Here is a 21,218-nt window from a genome sequence, read left to right on the forward strand (position 1 = left end):
GGTGGATGGCTCCCCACGCCCAGCACTTAATTCCGGGGGTTTCTCCCTCGGGACGCGCTGCAGTATTGAGTGGCCGGAGCCCTGAGAGTAGCGTGGCACCATCCCCAACCCTCAGCCCCTCACTGCGGAGTGACCATGACACAGATGAGACGTCGGTTCGCTGCCTTCACGGCCGCCCTGGTGATGAGCGTGGGCAGCGGCGCCGTAGCCAGCCCGGCCTTCGCCGACCCACGCGAGACCGACAAGAGCCCGACCGCCCAAGGGTACGGCGGTGCCGTAAGTACCGTGGACCCGGAGGCATCAGCGGCAGCGCTGAGAGTCCTCCGCGAAGGCGGCAACGCCGCCGACGCCGCGGTAGCCGCCGCGGCGACCCTGGGCGTGACTGAACCGTACAGCGCCGGGATCGGCGGTGGTGGCTACTTCCTGTTCTACGACGCGGACACCGGTGAGATCGACACCATCGACGGCCGCGAGACCGCCCCCGCGGCCATGCCGCACGATGCGTTCATCGACCCGGGAACCGGCGAGCCGTACCGCTTCACGCCCGAGCTGGTCACCAGCGGCGTCTCCGTAGGCGTGCCCGGCACACCGGCGACTTGGGAGCGCGCGCTGGACCGGTGGGGAACCTTGAGCCTCGGCGAAGCGCTCAAGCCTGCCATCAAGGTTGCGAACCGCGGCTTCGTGGTGGACGAAACCTTCCGCCAGCAGACCCTCGACAATGAGCACCGCTTCGAGGCGTTCACGTCGACCAGTGACCTCTTCCTTCCGGACGGCGACGCACCTGCCGTCGGCAGTGTCTTCAAGAACCATGACCTGGCCAAGACGTACCGGCTGCTCGCGAAGCACGGGACGGAGGCCTTCTACGAAGGCCCGCTGGCAGAGGAAATTGCCGACACAGTACAGGATCCGCCGAAGACGAAGGACACAACTCTGCCAGTCCCGGTGGGCTTCATGACTGCGGAGGACCTCGCCGACTACCGCGCCGTGGACCAGGAGCCGGCGCACGCGGAATACCGCGGCTTCGATGTCTACGGCATGGCACCGTCGAGCAGCGGGGGCACCACCGTCGGTGAGACTCTGACCATCCTGGACACGTTCAACCTGACCGAGATGGCCGTGCCCGACGCGCTGCACCACTACCTCGAGGCAAGCGCGCTGGCCTTCGCCGACCGCGGCAAGTACGTGGGCGACCCGGCTTTTGTCGACGTCCCCACTGGCGCCCTCACGGACCCGCTGTTTGGCAAGGAGAGAGCCTGCCAGATCGACCCGGACGAGGCGGCTGGGAAACCCGTTGATCCCGGAGACGTATCAGAGTACGACGGCGTGTGCCCGGCTACCGCCGCGGCGCCGGCCGAGGAGAAGGACACCGAGAACATCTCGACCACCAACCTGACGGTGGCAGACAAGTGGGGCAACGTCGTTGAGTACACGCTCACGATTGAGCAGACGGGCGGATCCGGCATCGTGGTGCCTGACCGCGGATTCCTGCTCAACAACGAGCTGACCGACTTCTCCACCGTGTACGACCCGGAAGACCCGAACCGGATCGAACCCGGAAAGCGCCCCCGCTCCTCGATGTCACCGACCATCATCCTCGAGGACGGCGAGCCGTTCCTCGCGCTCGGCTCACCGGGCGGCTCGACGATCATCACGACCGTCGTACAGACCATCCTGAACCGGGTGGATCTGGAGATGACTACCCCGGAGGCGATCGCGGCGCCGCGTGCGTCCCAAAGAAACACCACCAGCGTCACGGCCGAGCCGGAGTTCATCGACGACTACGGTAGCCAGTTGGAAGAATACGGCCATAAGCTCACGCCCGCGGGCGACGCTTTCACCTCCGCGGCAGAGATCGGCGCGGCGACCGCAATCGAGTTCATGTCCGATGGAAGCATGGTCGCTGCCGCCGAGCCAGCAAGGCGCGGAGGCGGCTCTGCCTTGGTACTCGAACCGTCGCGATAGCGCAGGCTTCCGGAGCGGTGCGCCCGGAAGCCTGCGCTATGGAACGGGCTAAGGGTTCATCAGGGATGCGCTGCCCTGGAACGCGTCGCGGCCTTGGACTGCGGACGTACCGAGGTCGCTTTTGGACAAAGCCTGGCCGGACTCGACCGCGGTGACCCACGCGTCGGTGCCGGCCACGGCAGCGAAGTTCGACTGGAGCAGCACGAGCAGGGTCTGGTGCAGCTGTTCGGCCGGCACCTTGCCCGCCTCGTTGGCTAGGTGGGGCGAGCCGCTGGCGTCGGAGAGGATCTCGGCGGCGAGGCCGAGATCCTCGGCCGCAGCCGCGGTCCCGATGTCGCAGTTGTTGGTCATGTAGCCGACGATGGTGATCGTATCGACCTGCCGGTCAGCGAGCCACTGGGCGACGTCCGTGCCGGCGAAGACGCTGGCCTTGTCCTTGGTCACCCGCTTCCATGACGGGGTGACTCGCTTCTCGATCTCGGGGTGCAGCGACCAACTCTCGGAGCCGACTGCGAAGACCGGTGCACCTTCGGGGAACTGGTGCTGGACGACGACGATGGGAAGGTCCTGCTGCTCAGCGGCGTCAATTGCGCGGAGAATATTGGCCAGCGATTCCTCACGCGGCGGGTACTGGATCTGAAGGATTCCGTCGAAGTATTCCTGCTGCACGTCCACAATGATTAGGGCTCGGCGGGGTGCGGTCATTTTGTTCTCCTTGGTGGTCGGGGCTACTTGCCCCAATTAGTCTGCCCGCTCGACGCGGGGTATCGTGAGTGGCACAAAAGACGACCATGGATGGATTTGAGCCAAAATGAAGATCGCGGTTTACGCCTTTAACGGGATCACGATGTTCCATCTCGCATCCCTGCTGATGGTGTTCGGCGAAGTGGGGCGCCAGAACCTGGCGACCGGTTGGGAACCAATCGTATGGACTGAGGACGGGAACGGAATCCAGACCGCCGAAGGGCTCTCGATTCAGGACGTCGCCGGCCCGGAGGCTGTCGCCGGCGCCGATCTGCTCGTGTTCCCGTCCTGGCCTGTCGACTTGCCCCCGTCGAATAATTTTCTGACCGAACTGATCAGGACCGCCCACGCGGACGGGATCCGCGTGGCCGGCCTCTGTCTCGGCGCGTTTCCCGTTGCCGACAGCGGGCTCCTGGACGGCCGCAGCGCCGTCACACACTGGGCCTCCGCACCTGATCTGGCCCGACGTCGTCCCGCCGTCACGGTCAACGACTCCGACCTCTACCTCGACCACGGCGACGTGCTCACCTCCGCAGGCACCGCATCGGCGATCGATGCCTGCCTCTACATCGTCCGCAAGCACTTGGGCTCCGCCGCGGCCGCGAAGGTCGCCCGGCACCTTGTCGTTGCACCCCACCGCGAGGGCGACCAGGCCCAGTACGTCGACCGACCAATCCCCGACCCCGGCGGCGTCGGCGACCTCGGAAGCACCCTCGGCTGGGCGCTCACCCACCTCGACCGGCAGCTTTCCGTCGACGAGCTCGCCGCCCATGCGGGCATGAGCCGGCGCAACTTCACCCGCAGGTTCACCGAAGCCACTGGCACCACGCCGGCCCGCTGGATCCTCTCGCGCCGCCTCGACGAAGCCAGGCGGTTGCTCGAAACCACCACCTGGCCAATCGCGCGCATTGCCCGCACCTGTGGTTTCGGCAGCGCCGTCGGCTTCCGGCAGAACTTTACAGCCACCTACAACACCACCCCCACGTCATACCGACAAAGGTTCACCGCCCCTGTCCCATGATCAGCATTGTCGTGGAGGGTCAATGCCGTTACTTGCGTTTCAGAGACTGGGGAGGCTGCAGTCACCTCGGCCGCGGCACGATCGCGCTTCTAGACTTTTCGGCGCGGTTTGGCTTGGGCCACGAGGTCGACCGCCCATGGACGTGTCCCGTGGCGGAACTCCATGCCTTGGGGCAGCCCATGGACGGTTGCGTCGGAGCCTGAAATGTCGATTGTGATCCGTCCACCGGCCATTGGCGCATTGGTTATGTGCAGATCACCGTAGGACGCCGGAAGCGCGGGATCCATCCAAAGACCGCCGAGGGCAACGTCCGGATAGTAGCCCATCAGGCTTTTCACGAGCTGGATGGGGGTGGTCGCTGCCCAAGCCTGCGGAGAGCACGCCGTCGGGTAGGGCACTGGTTCCTCAAAGTGCTCACGGCTGAAGCCACAGAACAGTTCGGGCAGCCGCCCCTCGGTGTACTCGGCGGCCTCGAGCAGGGCCGTGGAAATCCGCTGTGCCTGCTCCACGAAGCCGTAGCGCATCAATCCTGCGGCAATGATCGCATTGTCGTGCGGCCAGACCGACCCGTTGTGGTAACTGGCCGGGTTGTAGGCACCCATGTCCGTGGCCAGAGTCCGCACGCCCCAGCCGCTGAACATCTCCGGAGACATCAGCCGTTCGGCCATCAGCTGGGCTTTGTCCTCGTCGATGAGGCCAAACAACAGGCATTGCCCCATGTTGGAAGCGCAGGCGTCCACCGGCCGCTTGTCCTTGTCCAGCGCGATGGCGTAATAACCGCGCTCGGGCAACCAGAACTGTTCGTTGAACTGCTGCTTCAGCCGCGCTGCACGGTCCCGGAACTCAGCTGCCAAGGCCGCATTGCCGACGTCGTAGGCCATCCAGGCGCGGCCCAAATATGCGCTGTAGACGTAGGCCTGCACCTCGCACAACGCGATCGGCGGTTCCGCAAGGGTGCCGTCGGCGAAGTTGATGCCGTCCCAAGAATCCTTCCAGCCCTGATTGACCAAGCCCCGGTCGTTCAACCGCTGATACTCGACAAACCCGTCACCGTCCTTATCCCCGTAGTTCCGGATCCACTCCAACGCGCGGTCCACGTGTGGCAGCAGGGCAGCGATGGTCTCGGCGGCAAAGCCCCAGCGACTGACCTCTCCGAGCAGTGCCACGAACAGCGGTGTGGCGTCGACGCTGCCGTAGTAGGCCGACTTACCGCCCAAGGCGAGCCCGCTGGAGACGTCTAGCCTGACCTCGTGCAGGATCTTGCCGGGCTCCTCCTCACTTAGCGGGTCCACCACGGTGCCTTGGCGGTCGGCCAGGGTCTGGATGGTGCCCATGGCCAGGGATGGGTCTACCGGCAGGGCCATGAGGGAAGCCCACAGCGAGTCGCGCCCGAACAGGGCCATGAACCAGGGCGCCCCCGCGGCCACCACAATCCGGTCCGGGTGGCCGGGATCCTCGATCCGGAGGGCACCCAGGTCGTCGTAGCTTCGGCGTAGAGTCCGCTCGATGGACCGGTTGCCCATCTGCAGCACCGGAATCCTGGCCACCCACTCCTGCCGGCGCGCGTCGCGCGGAGACAGTTCGCCCGCGGCCGGTCTAATAATCGGCGCAATGGGATCGGCGCCATCCTCGGTAGGCACAACGGTCAACGCGGTGCTCCATTCCCCGTGGGGTGGGACAACGGCGCGGTACGTCAGCACTTCCGGCCCCACCTCCGCGCCGGAAGCGCTGACGAGGACACCTTTGCTGATGTCCTGCCAGGTGGCTCGGATAGTCAGTGAATCACCCTCGGGCGCGCGTATTTCTTCCCAACGCCGCTGGTTTCGTGCTTCCTTCACCTCGAAAAGATCCGCGAAATCCGCTTCTATTTTGAGGGCGACTACGCATTCGACGGCGGCCGGGGAATAGTTCCGGATGGTGATCTGCTCCAGGATTCCGGCTCCCACTTCGCGTAGGCGCTCAACAATCAGAGGACTGTCGGCGTACCCATCCGGACGAGGAACGCGGCCGGCAAACAGCGCCCGGTAGGGCTCCTTGGTCGTCGCCGCCAGCGGCTCCAGCGGCTGACCGTTGACAGTGAGATTCCAGCGGGACAGGATGCGGGTGTCCTCGTGGAAAACCCCTTGCGGGTATTCCGGGTGAATATCGCCGTTCGCAGAGGAAATACAAAAAGATGATCCCTCCACCAACGTAACTGCCCCGGAGCCCAGCGGACCTGCAGCTGTGTCGGCATTCCATCCGGCCATCCCGGCTCCTCCACCGATAGGCATCAGCAAGGCAATGCACGGACCCACCCGTCCGGCTGCCTGTCGCCGTCTTCCTCGACGTTATCGACGCTACGCCCGTCTCCCCACTGGCGCCAGCCCTCCGATTGGCCCGTATCAACCTTCCTTGGATGCATTGCTCTGTATGGGGCGCAGTCGCTCCGTCCCGGAAGGACATGCCGGACGCACTTGGCCTTGTGCCCGCGCGTTTCCGGGTCCTTACTAGTGATAGGAGCCAATCGCCACGCAGCCCGGTGCTGACTGACATGTTTCCCGGGTGCAGAGCGAAGACCGGTGCCACATGCCTGATCTGGCAGCCGTTCCCGGTTCCCAGCCGGATCATCTATGGAGGAACTATGTTTGCTCGAGTCAGCACGTACAGGACAAGCGCCGACGCTACAGGTGCGCCCACTGAGGAGACAATCAAGCGGGTGCTTGAATTGCCCGGATGTCTGGGCCTCTATTACCTGAAGGGGCGGGACAACAAATCCCTGTCCATATCGCTGTGGGATACAGAGGAAGATCTTGGCGGAAGCCAGCAGCAGGCGAACAAAATCCGCTCCGAGACCAGCACGGAACAACACATGGAGGTCTTGGAAGTGGAAGAATTCGAAGTTCTCACGAACCAGCTCAAAGACTGGGAAGTTCATTAAAGATCCGTTGCGGACTATGCGGTGCAGAGGGCGCGCGTCGCCGCTACTCCGTCGGAGTTGTACGCGGTTCGGTAGCCCTTAATCAACGCGGTATAGCTTCCAGGTGGTCAGGACGGATCCGCACGGTGTGCGGCCGGTACTCGGGATGTTTACGGATGAACGCCTTGATGTAGGGGCAGACCGGAACGATCTGCAGCCCCTGCCCGATGGTTTCGTCCAGAGCATGGCGCGCTAGTTTCGCGGCCAGGCCTTGGCCGGAGCGGGCGTCGACGACGACGGTGTGGTAGAAAATCCGCTGCGGCACGCCTGGTTCCTCGAATGCAACCCAATGGGCCGCGCCAATGACGGTATCCCCTCGAGGAGTTCGTAGCGGCGGCGGTCGGGATTGTTCCGTACGGTGATGGCAGGTTGGTGGTTCACAGTCTCTCCCTAGGGCGAAGGGTCAGCCGCACGGGCGCATCCGGACGGTGGGCAGGGCCGGGGCCGGCAGGGGTGCCGGCCCGCGCGCATCCCCCCGCTTGCGGAGACAAGTTCGGGGCCGTAGTGCTCCAGGTAGCACCAGGCGCCGATGAGGCTGCTCCGTCGTTGCGGCAGGTTCCGGCGCACTTCACCGCCCGCGGCCCGCCCAGAGGCACATCGCGCGGGGCCAGCAGTTCGGCAACAATGGGCTCGGCGCCCCCGCAGACGATTTCCTCGGGATGGATATCCAGGTTGGTCATGCGAACGATCGACGAGACGGGCTGCCACGGGAAGACACCCGCGTCTGGCCTTGTCCCTCATTCCAACAGATACATGCAGTCCTGCAGAAGGGGCGGCGTCTTTTAGGTTATGAGGCTCTACCGGAAACAGCTCAAGTGGGACGGACGGCCACTAGGGCACAATGACGCGCTACGACCATCCGCTTCAGGTGCGCTGGAATATCATCCTCTCGAAGCATCCCTCATCCGGCCGTCTTGACTAGGCTGGCATTCCGTACTGCGCGCCGGCTACCTGGGCTGCACGTAGGCACAGTCCCCCGTTAGCACCACAGTGAGAGACATGGTCCATGATCGACGCGCTGCAAGACTTCACCGCTTCACTTCCGGCCGTGCTGCAGTGGGTGGGAGTGATTCTCGCGGCTGCGATTCCCTTTATCGAGTCCTATTTCGGGTCCGTTATCGGCGTGCTCGCCGGCATCAATCCGGTGGTCGCGATCGTAGCCGCCATCGTCGGCAACGTGATCTCCATGCTGCTCTTCGTGCTCAGCGCCCATAGCCTGCGTTCGAAGGTAGTCAGCGGCAAGGCGTCCAAGGAGCCCTCTGCCCGCCGGCAGAAGCTGCGCGCCCAATTCGACAAGTACGGCGTCGCAGGCGTGAGCCTGCTGGGCCAGACCATTCTGCCAAGCCAGATCACCTCGGCCGCGATGGTCTCATTCGGAGCGTCGAAGAACGCCGTTATTTTGTGGCAGATCGTCTCGATCATCCTGTGGGGCGTCGCCTTCGGCGTCTTGGCTAGCCTCGGCGTCTCACTGATTGGCTAAGCGACGGGGGCACCCCAGCTTCAGCCTCGATCAAGGCTTCGCTTTAGACAACGACGGTGATCCACTCGCCGTCGATCGCGGCAGCAAAACGAGGCAGCGGCGCGGGAGCGGGCCCTCCCGTCACTGCCCCGTCCGCCAATGCGAACGTCGAGTTGTGGCATGGACAAGCGATCTCGCTTTCCGTGGCCGCCACCTTGCAGCCTTGGTGCGTGCATTCGGAACTGTAGGCAAGGACCGTTTCTTCATCCGGGCGGTGAATTAGGATCGGCGTACCCTCAACGTCCAGGTTTACAGAGCCGCCGACGGGGACCTCGCTGAGCTTGCCCGCCCGCACCGGCGTGCCCTCGGCGCCGACCGCCGCCGGTTCGCCGCTGGTGTCTCCCACAAGATTCTGGAAGGGCGAGCAACCGGCGAGGACACCAGCCGTTCCTGCGGCGGCACTGACGGTTAGGAGCGAACGGCGTGAAGTCACACGGGAAGATTCCATACCTGCCATTCTTGCTGCCCAAACTTGTAAATTTCCAGCGGCGCGCGCCTAAGAAGTCCCGTGACAGTCAACTTCGTTCGGAACCCGAGGCGGCCCGCGGCGACATTTGTGAACTCGTCCTCGCGGCTATGAGCTTCAGCCGGCGACCAGTTGCCGGGCGGCTTCGGAGTGGTCTGTGATCAGTTCCTGGAGATCCAGCCCCTCGATCTGCCCGTCCACTACACGCCATTGGCCGCCGACCATAACGCGGTCAGCCCGGTCTGCGCCGCAGAGCAGCAACGCGGAGAGCGGGTCGTGGCTGCCCGAAAACCGCAGCTCGTCCAGCTTGAAAAACGCCAGATCGGCCTGCTTTCCCACGGCGATCTCGCCAATATCGGCACGCCCCAGTGCACGGGCGGAGCCCTTGGTGGCCCAGCCGAGTGCGCGCTCTGGCGTCGCGAGCTCGGCGCCGTAGCGGAGCCGCTGCAGATACAGCGCCTGCTTGGCCTCGAGAATCATGTTGGAGCCGTCGTTCGACGCCGATCCGTCCACGCCCAGCCCCATGTTCACGCCGGCGTCCTCCAGTTCAATGGCACGGCAGATGCCGGAAGCCAGCCGCATGTTGGAACTGGGGCAATGCGCTACGCCGATCCCTGCGGTCCCGAGCTGCGTCACCTCGGCATCGCTGAAGTGGATCCCATGACCCAGCCAGGTGCGCGGTGCCAGCCAGTCCACGCTTTCGAGATAGTCGAGTGGCCGCAGGCCGAACCGTTCGAGGCAGAAGTCCTCTTCGTCGATGGTTTCCGCCAGATGCGTATGCAGCCGGACGTCATGCTGAACGGCGAGGGCGGCACTGTCTTTCATGATCTCCGGAGTGACGGAGAACGGTGAACAAGGGGCAAGAGCGATCTGGATCTGCGCACCGGGCCCGCGTTCGTGGTAGCGCCCGATCAGCCTTTCGCTGTCGGCGAGGATCACCTCGGGAGCCTGGACCGTGCGCTGGGGCGGCAGGCCGCCGTCGTCCTCGCCGAGGGTCATGGAACCGCGGGTGAGCATGGCGCGCATCCCCAGCTCGCGCACCACCTGCACCTGGACGTCGATGGAGTCCTCCAGGCCGGCGGGAAAGAGGTAGTGGTGGTCCGCCGCCGTGGTGCAGCCGGAGAGCAGCAGTTCGGCCAGAGCCGCTTTGGTGGCGAGCTCCAGGTAGCGGGGAGTCAGGCGGGCCCAGACCGGATACAGGTTGATCAGCCACGGGAACAGCGGCACGTTGACCACCGGCGCCCAGGCCCGGGTGAGCGTTTGGTAGAAATGGTGGTGGGTGTTGACCAGGCCCGGCAGCACCACGTGGTCCCGGGCATCGAACACCGCTGTCCAGGGTTCGCGGGGCCTCTGGCCCGCCGCCACGAGTTCGACGATTTCGCCGCCTTCGACCACCAAACCGCCAGCGGCGTCGTCGTTGTTGGCAGTGAAAATGGCCAGCGGGTTCTTCACCCAGATACGTACAGTCATGATGCTCCTTGTCAGGTACAGGTATGGGCGCCGAGCGTAGGCAAATAACGACGGCGATGCCGCCAGCTCAGTGTTGTCCTGTCTGCTGATCCAGGAGATCGCTTGGGGCCGGTCCCGGTCCGCGGGATGCGGAGCGGGACCGGCCCAAGGCACGTTTTCTAGTGTTCCTTGCCGGCTGCGTGCACACCGGTGGAGGGGCCGTCAGACTCCCCGGCGTCCTCAGGGTCCTCGGCGGCGTCGCCGTCGCAAATCCTGCGGATGTCCTCGGGGCAGCTGATCTCGCCCTTATCCAGCTTTTCCTTGACGATCTGGTACTGCTGGGCGGTGACTACCGGGATCTCGGTGCCATCCGCGGCCATCAGTTTGCCGCCCTGGTAGTAGTCGCCGTCCTGCAGCGCCTGCAGCTCGTCCTCCCGGACCATGCGCGGCGGGCTGGCCACCAGCGAGGACTGCTGATCGGAGTTTCCGGCCTTCAGGTGGTTGAAGAGCAGGTTCAGCAGCACAGCCATGATGGCGGCGGAGCTGATGCCGGAGTGGAAGATGATGCCGAACCAGGTGGGGAACTCATCGTAGAAGGTCGGGGACACCACGGGGATCATGCCGAAGGCCAGCGACACGGCCACGATGATCATGTTCATGTTGTCTTTGTAGTCGACCTTGGACAGCGTGCGGATGCCGCTGGCTGCCACCGTGCCGAAGAGGACAATGCCCGCACCGCCAAGGACGGGTGTCGGCACGGCTGCGACAACGCGGCCGAGGATCGGCAGCAGTCCCAGGACCAGCATGATGACGCCGCCGGCGGTCACTACGAAGCGGCTCTTGACGCCGGTGATGGCCACCAGCCCGACATTCTGGGCAAAAGCAGTCTGCGTGAAGGAGTTGAATACCGGCGCCAGGGCGCTGGAGAGCATGTCCGCCCGCAGCCCGTCCGCAATGCGCCGCGAGTTGACCTTGGTCTTGGCGATTTCGCCGACCGCCAGGATGTCCGCCGTCGTTTCCGTCATCGTGACGAGGATGACGATGGTCATCGAGATGATGGCTGCGACGTCGAACACCGGCCAGCCGAAGGCGAACGGCTGCGGGAAGGCGAAGATGGCGCCGTTGCCCACATTGGAGAAGTCGGCGATGCCCAGGAGTGCCGCGACGACGGTGCCTGCGACAATGGCCAGCAGGATGGACAGGCGGGAGATTGCCGCGTTGCCGAGCTTGCTCAGCAACAGCACCGCCGCAAGCGTGCCGGCAGCGAGCGCGATGTTGGCCAGGCTGCCATAGTCGTCCGCCTGGGAGTTGCCGCCCATGGCCCAGTTGGCCGCAACCGGCATGAGCGTAAGACCGATGGTGGTGATGATGACGCCGGTGACTACCGGCGGGAAGAACTTGATGACCTTGGCGAAGAACGGCGCGATGGCCAGACCGATCACGGACGCGACCAGCACGGAGCCGAACACCATCTCGATGCCGCCGCCGCCGCTCAGAATAGCCGTCATGGTCGCAACGCCGGCAAAGGAAACACCTTGCACCAGCGGCAGCTGCGATCCGAAGAACTTGACCCCGTAGCTCTGCAGGATGGTTGCCGCACCGCCAACGAAGAGGCAGGAGGCGATGAGCAGGGCGATTTCATCCTGGCTCATGCCGGCCGCAGTGCCCACAATCAGGGGCACCGCAATGATGCCGCCGTACATCGTCAAAACGTGCTGGAAACCGTAAGCAAAGGACTTGCCGATCGGCAGCCTTTCGTCCTCGGGCCGCTGTCCGGTTATAGTCTTACGTGTAGTTTTTGCTGCATTCACAGCTGACCTCCTTGTCGGCTGCAGAGGCCGGGACGCGCGCGTGCGTCCCGGCCTCTGACATGTGGACTAGCAGAATCCGGGAATATTGGCCCAGACTTCGTGCGTGGCGGGTGTACCCTCACGCTGGATGGTGGCTTCGATCAGTCCGTACGGCCGGTCGGCGGCGTAGAACACTTCGTTGGGGTTGTCCTGGCCGAACGGGCTCAGGTCCACCAGGAAGTGGTGCTTGTTCGGCAGCGACATCTTGATCTCGTCGATCTCCGGGTGCGCCTCGAGGACGAGACGGCCCATTTCGTACATGCTCTGCTGCAGTGCCAGAGAGTGTGTCTCCGCAAACCCCTTGAGCAGCAGAGCGCGGACGCTGGCGTAGACGGCGTCGAAATCGACGTCGAGGGTGTTGTAGCGCCAGCGCGCGGTCACATCGGTGGCAAGGATCCGGTCATTGGTTTCCTGCAGCGTGGTGTACTTGTCCCGCGGGAAACCGTGGAATTCCGAACCGGTGGACTTCAGGACGGTCAGGTCCTCAATGCCTGCCACAATGGTCTTCTTGTTGCCGGAAATCTCGAGCACCGCTGTGCGGACCTCGCTCTTGTTCCGGGAGAAGGCGTGGTCGTGGTCGTTGATGCGGTCCCAGAAGTACTGCTCGGCGGACCAGCGTCCGCCGGTGACCCAGTCGAAGCTCTCCGTGAAGTGCTTGCCAAGACGGAGCAGGAACTCCTCCGTGGTAGCAACGCCGTCGCGGGCGAGTGCGTACACCGTGTTCTTCTGGGTATCGGTAGCGACCACGTGGGCGTTGTCGCCGGCGGTGTGTGCCGCTTCGAAGTCGCCGCGCAGCTGCGAGGTGACGTTGAGGTCCTGGATCTGGTGGCGGTCGGTGTCCCGGGTGATTTTGACCAGTCGGACTTCGGCCTTGCCGTACTGGTTCTGGCCCAGGACGATGCGGGTGCCGGTGGCGGATTCCACGGTGGCGGTCATGATTAGCTCCCTCGGTATGTTGAGTATGCAAACGGGCTGATGAGAAGTGGTACGTGGTAGTGCTCCGCTGTGTCCTTCACTTCGAAGGTCAGCTCCACGAACGGGAAGAAGGTTTCCGTACCCTTCTGCCCAAAGTAGGGGCCGGTTTCAAACGTGATCCGGTAGATCCCTGCTTCGATCGCCTCGGGGCCAAGATTCTTGATACGGCCGTCATTGTCCGTATGTTCCGTGGCGATTTCTTGCCAGCCGGTTGCCGTTTGGGCTTCCAGTGTGGCCTTGACACCGGAGGCAGGCCTCCCGGTCCCGGTGTCGAGAATGTGGGTAGTGACATGGCTGACGCTCATGCTTCGATGACTCCTTCAAGTCGGAGGATGGCGATTTCGCGCAACTGGCCAGCGACGACGGCGATTTCCTCGTCGGGCGAATTGCGCAGCCGCTTTTCAAGCTGGCTAAGAATTTCCTCGGCGCTACGGCCGGCGGCCCGGATCAAAAAGACCCTGTCGAACTTTTCCTCGTACGCCTGGTTGCCTGAACGCAGCCGGTCCTGGACCTCGGCGGACTGTGCGACGCCGGATTGTTCCTTACGGGACATATCCGCCTCAGTGCTGCTGCCGGCGGCTTTTTCGCCAATGCGCGGATGGTGCGCCAGGGCGCCGTCGATCTCTTCTTCCGTCCATGGGTGGGCCGCCTGCTCGGCGAACGACAGGAGCTCTTCGCGGCTGGTGAAAGGACGGGCACGGATTATCTCGGTGGCCCAGCGGGTTATGTCGACACAGGGGCGCAGCACGTCGAGGGCTGCGCTATCCGAGGCGGAATTAAAAGAGGCGAGATTCATTGCGGGTGTCAGCTTTCTGGAGATCTAATCCACCTCAGCGCTGAACACCCTTGACCATCGATAAAATCGACTTGATTCGATGTTTCTGTATGGTGGAATCTTTATTTCATAAATAGTGTAAGCGGTGTCACAGGGTACGTGTCAAGGGTACCGGAGTTTTATTTTTCTGGCTCCCGGTGATCAGGAACTGCTCACGCTCCCCTGGACCGTCGAAACGGCAAATGGTGGCGGAAGCCCGAGTTGCCTCGAGGCTTCCGCCACCATGGTGGAATGAGCTCTACGTCCGAATCGCGCTCATATCCGGCTTATCCCTGATTCCTGCGCGTCAGACGTCCTGCCTGACTCGGGTATTCAGGCGCTTCCACACCGTGTAGAGCAGCACCAGTCCGAGGACACCGTACAGAGCCCAGGTAACCGGACCCTCCACCAGCACCGATACCTCGCCGCCGCTGGACATCATCGCATTGCGCAGGCTGGTTTCCGCCAGGGGCCCGAGAACCACCCCGATCATGATGGGAGCCAACGGGAATCCGTAGCGGCGCAGCACGAACCCCAGTGCCCCGATGAGGAGAACGATCAGCAAATCGGACACGGCGGCACTGGTGGCATAGACGCCGAGGCCGCAGAATACGGTGATACCGGCGTAGAGGTAGGGCTTGGGGATCAGCAGCAGCTTGGCCCAGAGCGGGGCGAACGGAAGGTTCAACACCAGGAGCATGACGAGCCCAACGAACAGGCTGGCCAGCAAGGCCCAGACGAGTTCGGAGTTGCGCTCGAAGAGCATCGGCCCAGGCTGCAGGCCGTACTGCTGGAAAGCCGCGAGCATGATTGCGGCGGTCGCGGACGTCGGCAGGCCCAGCGCGAGCAGAGCGCCCATGGCCGTTCCGGAGGTAGCATTTCCGGCGGCTTCAGGGGCCGCAACGCCCCGGATGGCGCCCTTGCCGAACTGCGGCGTCTTGCGCTTGCGGTCCAGCCTGCGCTCGGTGCCGTAAGCCATGAAGGTCGGCACCTCCGCGCCACCCACTGGGATGACGCCGAACGGGACGCCGTATGCCGTACCGCGCAGCCACGCCGGCAGTGCTTCGCGGAATTCTCGCTTGGACAGGTAGGGCCGGCCGGAGACCGTGACCGCGGAGAGCTTGGGATCGCGGTGGATGCGGGCCGCCACATGGAATACCTCGCCCAGGGCAAGGAGGCCAACGGTGATAACGATGATGCTGACGCCGTCGAAAAGCTGGGGCACATCGGCAGTGAAGCGGGAGGCCCCGGAGATGCCGTCAATGCCGACCACGGCCAGCATCAGGCCGATGGCCAGAGCAGACAGGCCCTTGACAACCGAGTCAGAAACAACGGATGCGGTTGCGATGAAGGCGAAAATTGCCAGCGCGAAGTACTCGGCAGGCCCGAAGAGTACGGCGATCTCGGCGAGCTTCGGGGCGAAGAACACCACCAGGGTAGTGGCGATCAGACCGCCGATAAAGGCACCGATAGCCGACGTCGCCAAGGCTTGGGGCGCACGCCCCGTCTTCGCCATCCGGTGGCCCTCGAAAGTTGTGGCGATCGCGGTAGAACCACCGGGCGTGTTCATAAGGATGCCCATGGTGGAGTCACCGAAGAGGCCGCCGAAATACACCCCGGCAAACATGATGAACGCGCCCACCGGGTCAAGGCTGAAGGTCACCGGCAGGAGCAATGCCACCGCCATGGATGAACCGAGGCCGGGCAGGACGCCGACGGCGGTGCCCAGGAAGGCGCCGACGAATACCCACAGCAGGTTCATCGGGGTCAGCGCCTGCGCAAAGCCGTCCAGGAGAAGATTCAGGGATTCCATTAACCGTAGATTCCTTCCAGAATTCCGCCGGGCAGGGTCAGACCCAGGCCGGCGCCGAAGGCCAGCTGGATACAGGAGGAAAAGACCAAGGCCAGTCCGATATCGAAGAGCGGGCGCTTGCTGCCGAGGGCATGCGAAACGCACCAGAACAGCAGAGCCGCAGAGAGCAGCCACCCGACGGGGACCAGCAGCAAGGCGAACGCCAGGAAGGCTCCGAACACTATGCCCAGAGACTTCCAATCACTGTGCATGCGGTAGTTCGCAGCGTCCTGCGGCACGGGTTCTGGATAGCGTAGGCCTTGGACGACCAGCAGTCCGGCCAGGACAAAGGTGGCGATGGTGATCAGGACCGGAAAGAACTTTGGGCCCGGTATCTTGGCACCTTCGGGAACGTCCATAGTGACGATTCCGTGGGTGAGGTAGAGACCGATCACCACGAGAATCCCGGCGACCATCAGGCCGCTGCGACCCACCCAGAATCCATCTTCGGGTTTTCCGCCTGTACCGCCAGTTCCGCCGTCGGTCTGGCCCGTAGTGGCCGCGCTCTGGGCATCAACGGTCATCGGAGGCCACCTTCACGGTCAGGACAGGAGCGGTTGCCCCGAGGATAATGCTCTGCGCGTCGGAGCCAAGCAGCAGCTTGCTGACGCGGGAACGGTTGCGTACCCCAATGACGATCAGGGCGACGTCGTGCTCTGCCGCAGTATCCAGCAGCTCCTCTGCCGGATGGCCACCGCCGCGAGTGCTTTGCAGCAGCGTTGCCCCTGCTTCGATCGCGGCGTTGAGGGCAGCGTCTTCTCGCAGGTCGGCGGCCTCATCCCTGTCAGCGAGTGGGAATATGGCCAGCGGCGCGCCGGTCGACGATGCGGCTTCGAGACCGTGGCCGAGGGCAGCTTGGCCCTCCGGGGTTCGTTTGTATCCAACCAGGATTGTCATGGTGTCTCCAAGGTGTTGGTGTTGGGCGGGGAGCGTCTGGCTAGTAGCCGAGTTCGTCCCAGATCTTGTTCACGGCTGCGGTCTCCGCGGCGAGGAATTCTTCGAATTCCTCGCCAGTCAGAAAGGTGTCGGTCCACTGGTTTCTCTCGATGGCATCGTGCCATTCCGGTGTGGCCACGATTTCCGTGACGATAGCCTGCAGTTCTTTCTTTTGCTCTCCGGTGATTCCAGGGGCAGCGACGATCCCGCGCCAGTTGGTCAGCTCAATGTCGTAACCAAGCTCCTTGAGCGTCGGCAGATCAATACCCTCGGGCCGCTCCGGAGCCGAAACGGCGAGCGCCTTGAGCTTGCCGGCCTCGATCTGGTCGGCGAAGTCGACGTAACCGCTGACCGATGCCTTGATAGTTCCCGACAACAGCGAAGTTGCGAGCTCCCCGCCGCCAGAGTAGGCAATGTAGTTCACGTCGGTCGGCGTGATCCCGCCGGCCTGCGCGAGCTGGGTAATGATCATCTGGTCGACGCTGCCCAGTGACCCGCCGCCGAAGGCGAAACCCGAAGGGTCCTTTTTCCAGTCAGCCACGAGATCCTCTACTGAGTTGTACGGGGAATCCGCGGGGACGACCAGTACGTCGTAGTCGTCGGTGAGTCTGGCAATCGGGGTGACGTCGTCGAGCGAGACATCGGATCCGTTGATGTTGATCGCGCCGAGCATGGTGATGCCCATGATCATCATCGTGGTGTTCTCCCCGGACATTCCGGCAAACTTGGTCAGGCCGATAGTCCCGCCGGCGCCCGGGATGTTCACTACCTGCGCGTTATTCACGATGCCCTGTGCCCGCATCGCCTGTTGGGCTTCGCGTGCCGCCCCGTCCCAGCCGCCCCCGGCACCGGCTGGAGCTATCAGCGTCAAGCGGCTGCGGGCATTGTCTCCGGCCCCGCTGGATGATGCGTTGATCGAGGCGAATGCCACCGCAATGGCGCCAAAAACGGCGAATACAGCGAGCGACACCCGCTTGAACCGGGCGGAGCGGTTTGAGGGTTTGGGGTTGGGGTTCACTGCCATAGGTCCTTCCAACATGAGGCATGGGGTGGCGCATGCGAGGGCTGTCTGCCGCTCCAAGTGACCGGCGCCACTCACACACTATAGATTACGTTTTATAATGTCCATTAGCTTTCGAAGGCAGCGAAACTTTCCAAAGCCCTCCAGCTACGCCCCAGCCACACCTGTCGGCAAGCCGTCAGGCGTGTCTCGTCGGATGAACCTAGCGCTGTTCTTGTGCCAGCTCGTCGATGGCGCGCCGACCCAGACTGCCTTGTACATGCTGAAGCATCTGGCGTTCGGCTTCGGCCGCATTGCCAGCAATGATCGCTTTCATGATGCTTGCGTGCTCCCGGTCAACACGCCGGCGGTCAGCCGCGCTGTCTTTTCTCGTTTTGAGGCCCACCTGGCGGTAGCGGTCGGCCTTGTCCCACAGCCCTTCAAGCAAGTTGATCAGGAGTTCATTGTGTGAGGCTGTGTAAATTGCGCGGTGAAATTCGCGGTGGGCGGTCAGTGCGTCGAGGTCCGATTCATCGGCCAATGGTTTCAACCGCGCAGCGGCCTCCTTTAGCCGGACGATGTCACTGTCCGTGCGCCGCTCCGCCGCGAGGGCTGCGGCCATGGGGTCCATACGCTCGCGCACTTCGAAAAGATACTTCGCCTCGGTAGCGGACAACGTCGCTACCCGGGCGTTCTTGTGGGCGTCGATGTACACGAGACCTTCTGCATCCAGACGTCGCAGGGCTTCCCGCATTGGCGTCAGGCTCACTCCCAGCTCCGCGGCCAGTTGTGACTGCGCCAACGGTTGGCCTGGCTCCAAGGTCCCGACCATGATCCGCTGACGGACTTCCTCGTAGGCGTACGCATTCTTGGTCAACGCCTGCCGCACGGCCATGCCTGATCCTTCTTTCGACTGTGTGAATTCCAGAATATAGTGTCCAGTCTCCCAGCAGGTGCTACTTTTATAGATTATAAAATGCTTCACCCTTGGAGGACACATGACTACGGGCTCAGACGTACTTAGCGGCACCCTTACCTTCGAGGTGGGTAGCAGCACTTTTCTGGCAACGGACGTCCGCGCCGCGCTGGGCGAGGACTTCGACCGGCTCCCCGTGGTGCTGCGCCTCCTGGCGGAGAACACCCTCCGTATGTCTTCGGCGGAGGAGAGCTTCCGCACCATCCAGAACCTGCGTGACTGGCTAGTCCGCCGGACGTCCGAAGAAGAGCTCGAGTTCCGGCCGCACCGGGTACTGATGCACGATACAACCAGCACCCCGGCGCTGGTCGACATTGCCGGCATGCGTGACTCCTTGGCGGAGGAGGGTGTGGATCCCTCCGTCCTGAACCCGCTGCTTCGCGTCGACGTCTCCGTGGACCACTCCCTGGCCGTTGAGGAATACGCCCGCGGGGATGCGGCGCCCCGGAACCTGGCGCACGAGTACCGGCGCAACCAGGAACGCTATCGCTTCCTGAAGTGGGCGGCCCAGAGCATGGAAACCGTACACATCAATCCACCCGGAACCGGGATCATGCATACGATCAACCTCGAACAACTTGCCACAGTTGTCTCCCTGATCGAGCAGGACAGCACGCTCCCCCTCGCTGTGCCGGACATGATGATCGGTACTGACAGCCACACCCCGATGGTCAATGGGCTGGGCGTGCTGGGCTGGGGCGTGGGCGGACTCGAAGCGCAGACCGTCATGTTCGGCATGCCAACGACGCTGCGCATTCCGGACGTAGTCGGGGTGAAACTGACCGGCGCCCTCCCTCCCGGTGCGACGGCTACCGACGTGGCCCTGACCGTGACGCAGCAGCTGCGCGCCCTGGGAGTCTCCGGCGAGTTCGTTGAGTTTTATGGTCCCGGAGTTTCAAATTTGACGGTGGGCCAGCGCGCCGTGGTCTCCAACATGGCCCCGGAATACGGCGCCACCACTGGCTACTTCCCCATAGACAGCCACGTGCTCGACTACCTCAGGGACACCGGCCGCGACGAGTTCCAACAAAGCCTCGTCGAAGCCTATGCCCGGGCCGCTGGATTCTGGTTCAATCCGGCGGCGGAGCCGGAATACTCGCAAAGCCTGCACGTTGATCTGGCTTCCATCGAATTGCGTGCGGCGGGCCCCCGCCGCCCGCAGGACCTGCGCACCCTTGGCGAGATTCCCGGGATACTGCGCGGGGAAGACGCTGCCATCTCTTCCCCTGCGCAGGACATGCCCGCATTCCCCGTGGCCCTTGCAGCCATCACCAGCTGCACCAACACCACGGATCCGAAGCTTCTCATTGCCGCGGGACTCGTGGCCCGCCAGGCGAATAGTCTTGGCCTCAGCGTCCCGGACTGGGTAAAAACCTCCCTGGCTCCGGGCTCCCCTGCCGCTGCCAGCTATCTGAAGCGCTCCGGGCTCCTCGAAGACCTAGGCGCCATCGGTTTCGACATTGTAGGGTTCGGGTGCACCACCTGCATCGGGAATGCCGGCCCGCTCTCGGTGCCGGTCAAGGAAAACCTCGACGCCGGCAGCGTGCGCCCAGTGGCCATACTTTCCGGCAACCGCAACTTCCCGGGCCGGGTGCATCCGGACCTGGATCTGGGCTTTATCATGTCCCCGCCGCTGGTCATCGCGTACGCACTGGCCGGCCGCGCGGACGTGGATCTGTCCACCCACCAGTTCCTGCCCGCCGACGATGCCGCGGGCACTGATGGTGTCATGCTCGCCGACTTGCTGCCGTCGCAGCAGGAAATCGACGCAGCGTGGGCTGTAGGGCAGGACCCCGAGGACTTCGCCCGCGACTTCTCTGTGGCGGAGCGCAATCCCCTGTGGTCACGGCTCGAAGCCCCGGATGCTGCTTGCTTCCCGTGGGATCCCGCGTCAACGATCCTGCGGCGGCCGCCCTTCGCTTCCACCTCCGAGGGCACCCAGCTAGGCCACTACACCGCGCACCCGCTGCTGGTGCTCGGCGATGACATCACCACCGACCACATCTCCCCGGCCAGCGGCATTCCCGCCGACAGTCTCGTTGCCGATTTCCTGGTTGAGCGCGGTGAAGACCGTGCCGACCTCAACGTATTCGCCTCCCGGCGGGGCAACTGGGAAGTTATGCTCCGCGGCGGGTTCCATAACAAGACCGTCGGCAACCGGCTGGGGGAAGGCATCCCGGGCGGGCTGCCGGTGGCCCACACCGTGCACGCGCCCAGCGGCGAGGTCATGCCGCTGTGGGAGGCCGCCGACTGTTACCGCCGTGACGGAGACGCCGTAGTTATCGTCGCCGGCGACAGGTTCGGCACGGGCTCCTCCCGCGACTGGGCCGCTAAAGTGCAGCGACTATTGGGAGTGCGCGCCGTCATCGCTGGCAGCTTCGAACGCATCCACCGCTCCAACCTCATCGGCATGGGCATCCTCCCGCTGATCGCTCAGGAGGGAATCCGCGCAGGGCTCGGACAGCTGCGCCCGGGTGACCGGCTCGAAATCAAAGCCACGGAGACTGATCTGGCCGTGCGTGCCGACATTGCGGCCATCCTCCACCGCGCAGACGGGCAAAGCCAGGAGTTCACCGCACGCGCCGCAGTGGAAACGGATCTGGATGTTCAGCTGCTGAGGGCCGGCGGGGTCATCCCCTCCCTGCTCCGCCGCACCATTGAAGCCGCCCGCCAAGGGCCGAGGAAGGACTAAGCAGGA

At 63.8% G+C, this 21,218-nt stretch carries 19 protein-coding genes and 1 pseudogene; 5 read left to right on the forward strand and 15 right to left on the reverse strand.

Annotation, left to right across the window (positions count from 1 at the left end):
- The first annotated feature begins 135 nt into the window (after nucleotides 1–135).
- Complete coding sequence (gene ggt / locus J5251_RS03015) at nucleotides 136–1,962, forward strand: gamma-glutamyltransferase (RefSeq protein WP_208575129.1); 1,827 nt, start codon at nucleotides 136–138, stop codon at nucleotides 1,960–1,962.
- A 48-nt stretch (nucleotides 1,963–2,010) separates the two neighbouring features.
- Here ggt and J5251_RS03020 read toward each other — a convergent pair whose 3' ends face one another.
- The gene (locus tag J5251_RS03020; RefSeq protein ID WP_208575130.1) at nucleotides 2,011–2,667 is read right to left on the reverse strand and encodes an isochorismatase family protein; all 657 of its coding nucleotides are present in this window, start codon (nucleotides 2,665–2,667) and stop codon (nucleotides 2,011–2,013) included.
- 106 nt (nucleotides 2,668–2,773) lie between these two features.
- Here J5251_RS03020 and J5251_RS03025 point away from each other — a divergent pair, with 106 nt between their 5' ends.
- Complete coding sequence (locus tag J5251_RS03025) at nucleotides 2,774–3,727, forward strand: GlxA family transcriptional regulator (RefSeq protein ID WP_208575131.1); 954 nt, start codon at nucleotides 2,774–2,776, stop codon at nucleotides 3,725–3,727.
- Between the two features lie 89 nt (nucleotides 3,728–3,816).
- On the opposite strand, the gene J5251_RS03030 is transcribed toward J5251_RS03025, so the two are convergent.
- On the reverse strand, nucleotides 3,817–5,973 hold the full coding sequence (locus J5251_RS03030) for an amylo-alpha-1,6-glucosidase (RefSeq protein WP_208575132.1): 2,157 nt from the start codon (nucleotides 5,971–5,973) through the stop codon (nucleotides 3,817–3,819).
- A 374-nt stretch (nucleotides 5,974–6,347) separates the two neighbouring features.
- On the opposite strand from J5251_RS03030, the gene J5251_RS03035 reads away from it, so the two are divergent.
- Entirely contained in the window at nucleotides 6,348–6,644 is a 297-nt protein-coding gene (locus J5251_RS03035; RefSeq protein WP_208575133.1) for a hypothetical protein, read from the forward strand.
- 82 nt (nucleotides 6,645–6,726) lie between these two features.
- Here the strand turns inward: J5251_RS03035 and J5251_RS03040 are convergent, their stop codons facing one another.
- A complete protein-coding gene (locus tag J5251_RS03040) occupies nucleotides 6,727–6,948 on the reverse strand; it encodes a GNAT family N-acetyltransferase (protein ID WP_244250777.1) in 222 nt (73 codons plus the stop codon).
- Between the two features lie 185 nt (nucleotides 6,949–7,133).
- Nucleotides 7,134–7,363: pseudogene (locus tag J5251_RS03045) on the reverse strand (pirin family protein); the annotation flags it as partial.
- Between the two features lie 326 nt (nucleotides 7,364–7,689).
- Between J5251_RS03045 and J5251_RS03050 the strand changes: the two are divergent.
- Complete coding sequence (locus J5251_RS03050) at nucleotides 7,690–8,163, forward strand: hypothetical protein (RefSeq protein ID WP_139005554.1); 474 nt, start codon at nucleotides 7,690–7,692, stop codon at nucleotides 8,161–8,163.
- A gap of 43 nt (nucleotides 8,164–8,206) precedes the next feature.
- Here J5251_RS03050 and J5251_RS03055 read toward each other — a convergent pair whose 3' ends face one another.
- From J5251_RS03055 to J5251_RS03105, 11 genes are all read right to left on the reverse strand, one after another.
- The gene (locus J5251_RS03055) at nucleotides 8,207–8,650 is read right to left on the reverse strand and encodes a Rieske (2Fe-2S) protein (protein ID WP_171059379.1); all 444 of its coding nucleotides are present in this window, start codon (nucleotides 8,648–8,650) and stop codon (nucleotides 8,207–8,209) included.
- A 135-nt stretch (nucleotides 8,651–8,785) separates the two neighbouring features.
- Entirely contained in the window at nucleotides 8,786–10,138 is a 1,353-nt protein-coding gene (locus J5251_RS03060) for an 8-oxoguanine deaminase (protein ID WP_208575135.1), read from the reverse strand.
- 158 nt (nucleotides 10,139–10,296) lie between these two features.
- Nucleotides 10,297–11,928 (reverse strand): nucleobase:cation symporter-2 family protein, encoded by a 1,632-nt coding sequence (locus J5251_RS03065; protein WP_244250778.1) that lies wholly within the window; start codon nucleotides 11,926–11,928, stop codon nucleotides 10,297–10,299.
- A gap of 66 nt (nucleotides 11,929–11,994) precedes the next feature.
- Nucleotides 11,995–12,903: a factor-independent urate hydroxylase gene (gene pucL, locus J5251_RS03070; protein WP_139005556.1), complete on the reverse strand. Its 909-nt coding sequence runs from the start codon at nucleotides 12,901–12,903 to the stop codon at nucleotides 11,995–11,997.
- Between the two features lie 2 nt (nucleotides 12,904–12,905).
- The gene (uraH, locus tag J5251_RS03075; RefSeq protein ID WP_139005557.1) at nucleotides 12,906–13,247 is read right to left on the reverse strand and encodes a hydroxyisourate hydrolase; all 342 of its coding nucleotides are present in this window, start codon (nucleotides 13,245–13,247) and stop codon (nucleotides 12,906–12,908) included.
- A complete protein-coding gene (gene uraD / locus J5251_RS03080; protein ID WP_208575136.1) occupies nucleotides 13,244–13,738 on the reverse strand; it encodes a 2-oxo-4-hydroxy-4-carboxy-5-ureidoimidazoline decarboxylase in 495 nt (164 codons plus the stop codon). The genes uraH and uraD overlap by 4 nt, the downstream gene beginning before the upstream one ends.
- A 325-nt stretch (nucleotides 13,739–14,063) precedes the next feature.
- Nucleotides 14,064–15,569, reverse strand: coding sequence for a tripartite tricarboxylate transporter permease (locus tag J5251_RS03085; RefSeq protein ID WP_208575137.1), 1,506 nt, complete (start codon nucleotides 15,567–15,569; stop codon nucleotides 14,064–14,066).
- Nucleotides 15,569–16,132, reverse strand: coding sequence for a tripartite tricarboxylate transporter TctB family protein (locus J5251_RS03090; RefSeq protein WP_208575138.1), 564 nt, complete (start codon nucleotides 16,130–16,132; stop codon nucleotides 15,569–15,571). The genes J5251_RS03085 and J5251_RS03090 overlap by 1 nt, the downstream gene beginning before the upstream one ends.
- Nucleotides 16,122–16,505, reverse strand: coding sequence for a universal stress protein (locus J5251_RS03095; protein ID WP_208575139.1), 384 nt, complete (start codon nucleotides 16,503–16,505; stop codon nucleotides 16,122–16,124). The genes J5251_RS03090 and J5251_RS03095 overlap by 11 nt, the downstream gene beginning before the upstream one ends.
- 40 nt (nucleotides 16,506–16,545) lie before the next feature.
- A complete protein-coding gene (locus tag J5251_RS03100; protein ID WP_208575140.1) occupies nucleotides 16,546–17,568 on the reverse strand; it encodes a tripartite tricarboxylate transporter substrate binding protein in 1,023 nt (340 codons plus the stop codon).
- Between the two features lie 199 nt (nucleotides 17,569–17,767).
- The gene (locus J5251_RS03105) at nucleotides 17,768–18,439 is read right to left on the reverse strand and encodes a GntR family transcriptional regulator (protein ID WP_208575141.1); all 672 of its coding nucleotides are present in this window, start codon (nucleotides 18,437–18,439) and stop codon (nucleotides 17,768–17,770) included.
- A gap of 103 nt (nucleotides 18,440–18,542) precedes the next feature.
- On the opposite strand from J5251_RS03105, the gene acnA reads away from it, so the two are divergent.
- Nucleotides 18,543–21,212, forward strand: coding sequence for an aconitate hydratase AcnA (gene acnA / locus J5251_RS03110; protein WP_208575142.1), 2,670 nt, complete (start codon nucleotides 18,543–18,545; stop codon nucleotides 21,210–21,212).
- The last annotated feature ends 6 nt before the right edge of the window (nucleotides 21,213–21,218 follow it).

It is taken from the genome of Arthrobacter crystallopoietes, from assembly GCF_017603825.1.
In the GTDB taxonomy this organism is placed as follows: Bacteria; Actinomycetota; Actinomycetes; order Actinomycetales; family Micrococcaceae; genus Crystallibacter; species Crystallibacter crystallopoietes_B.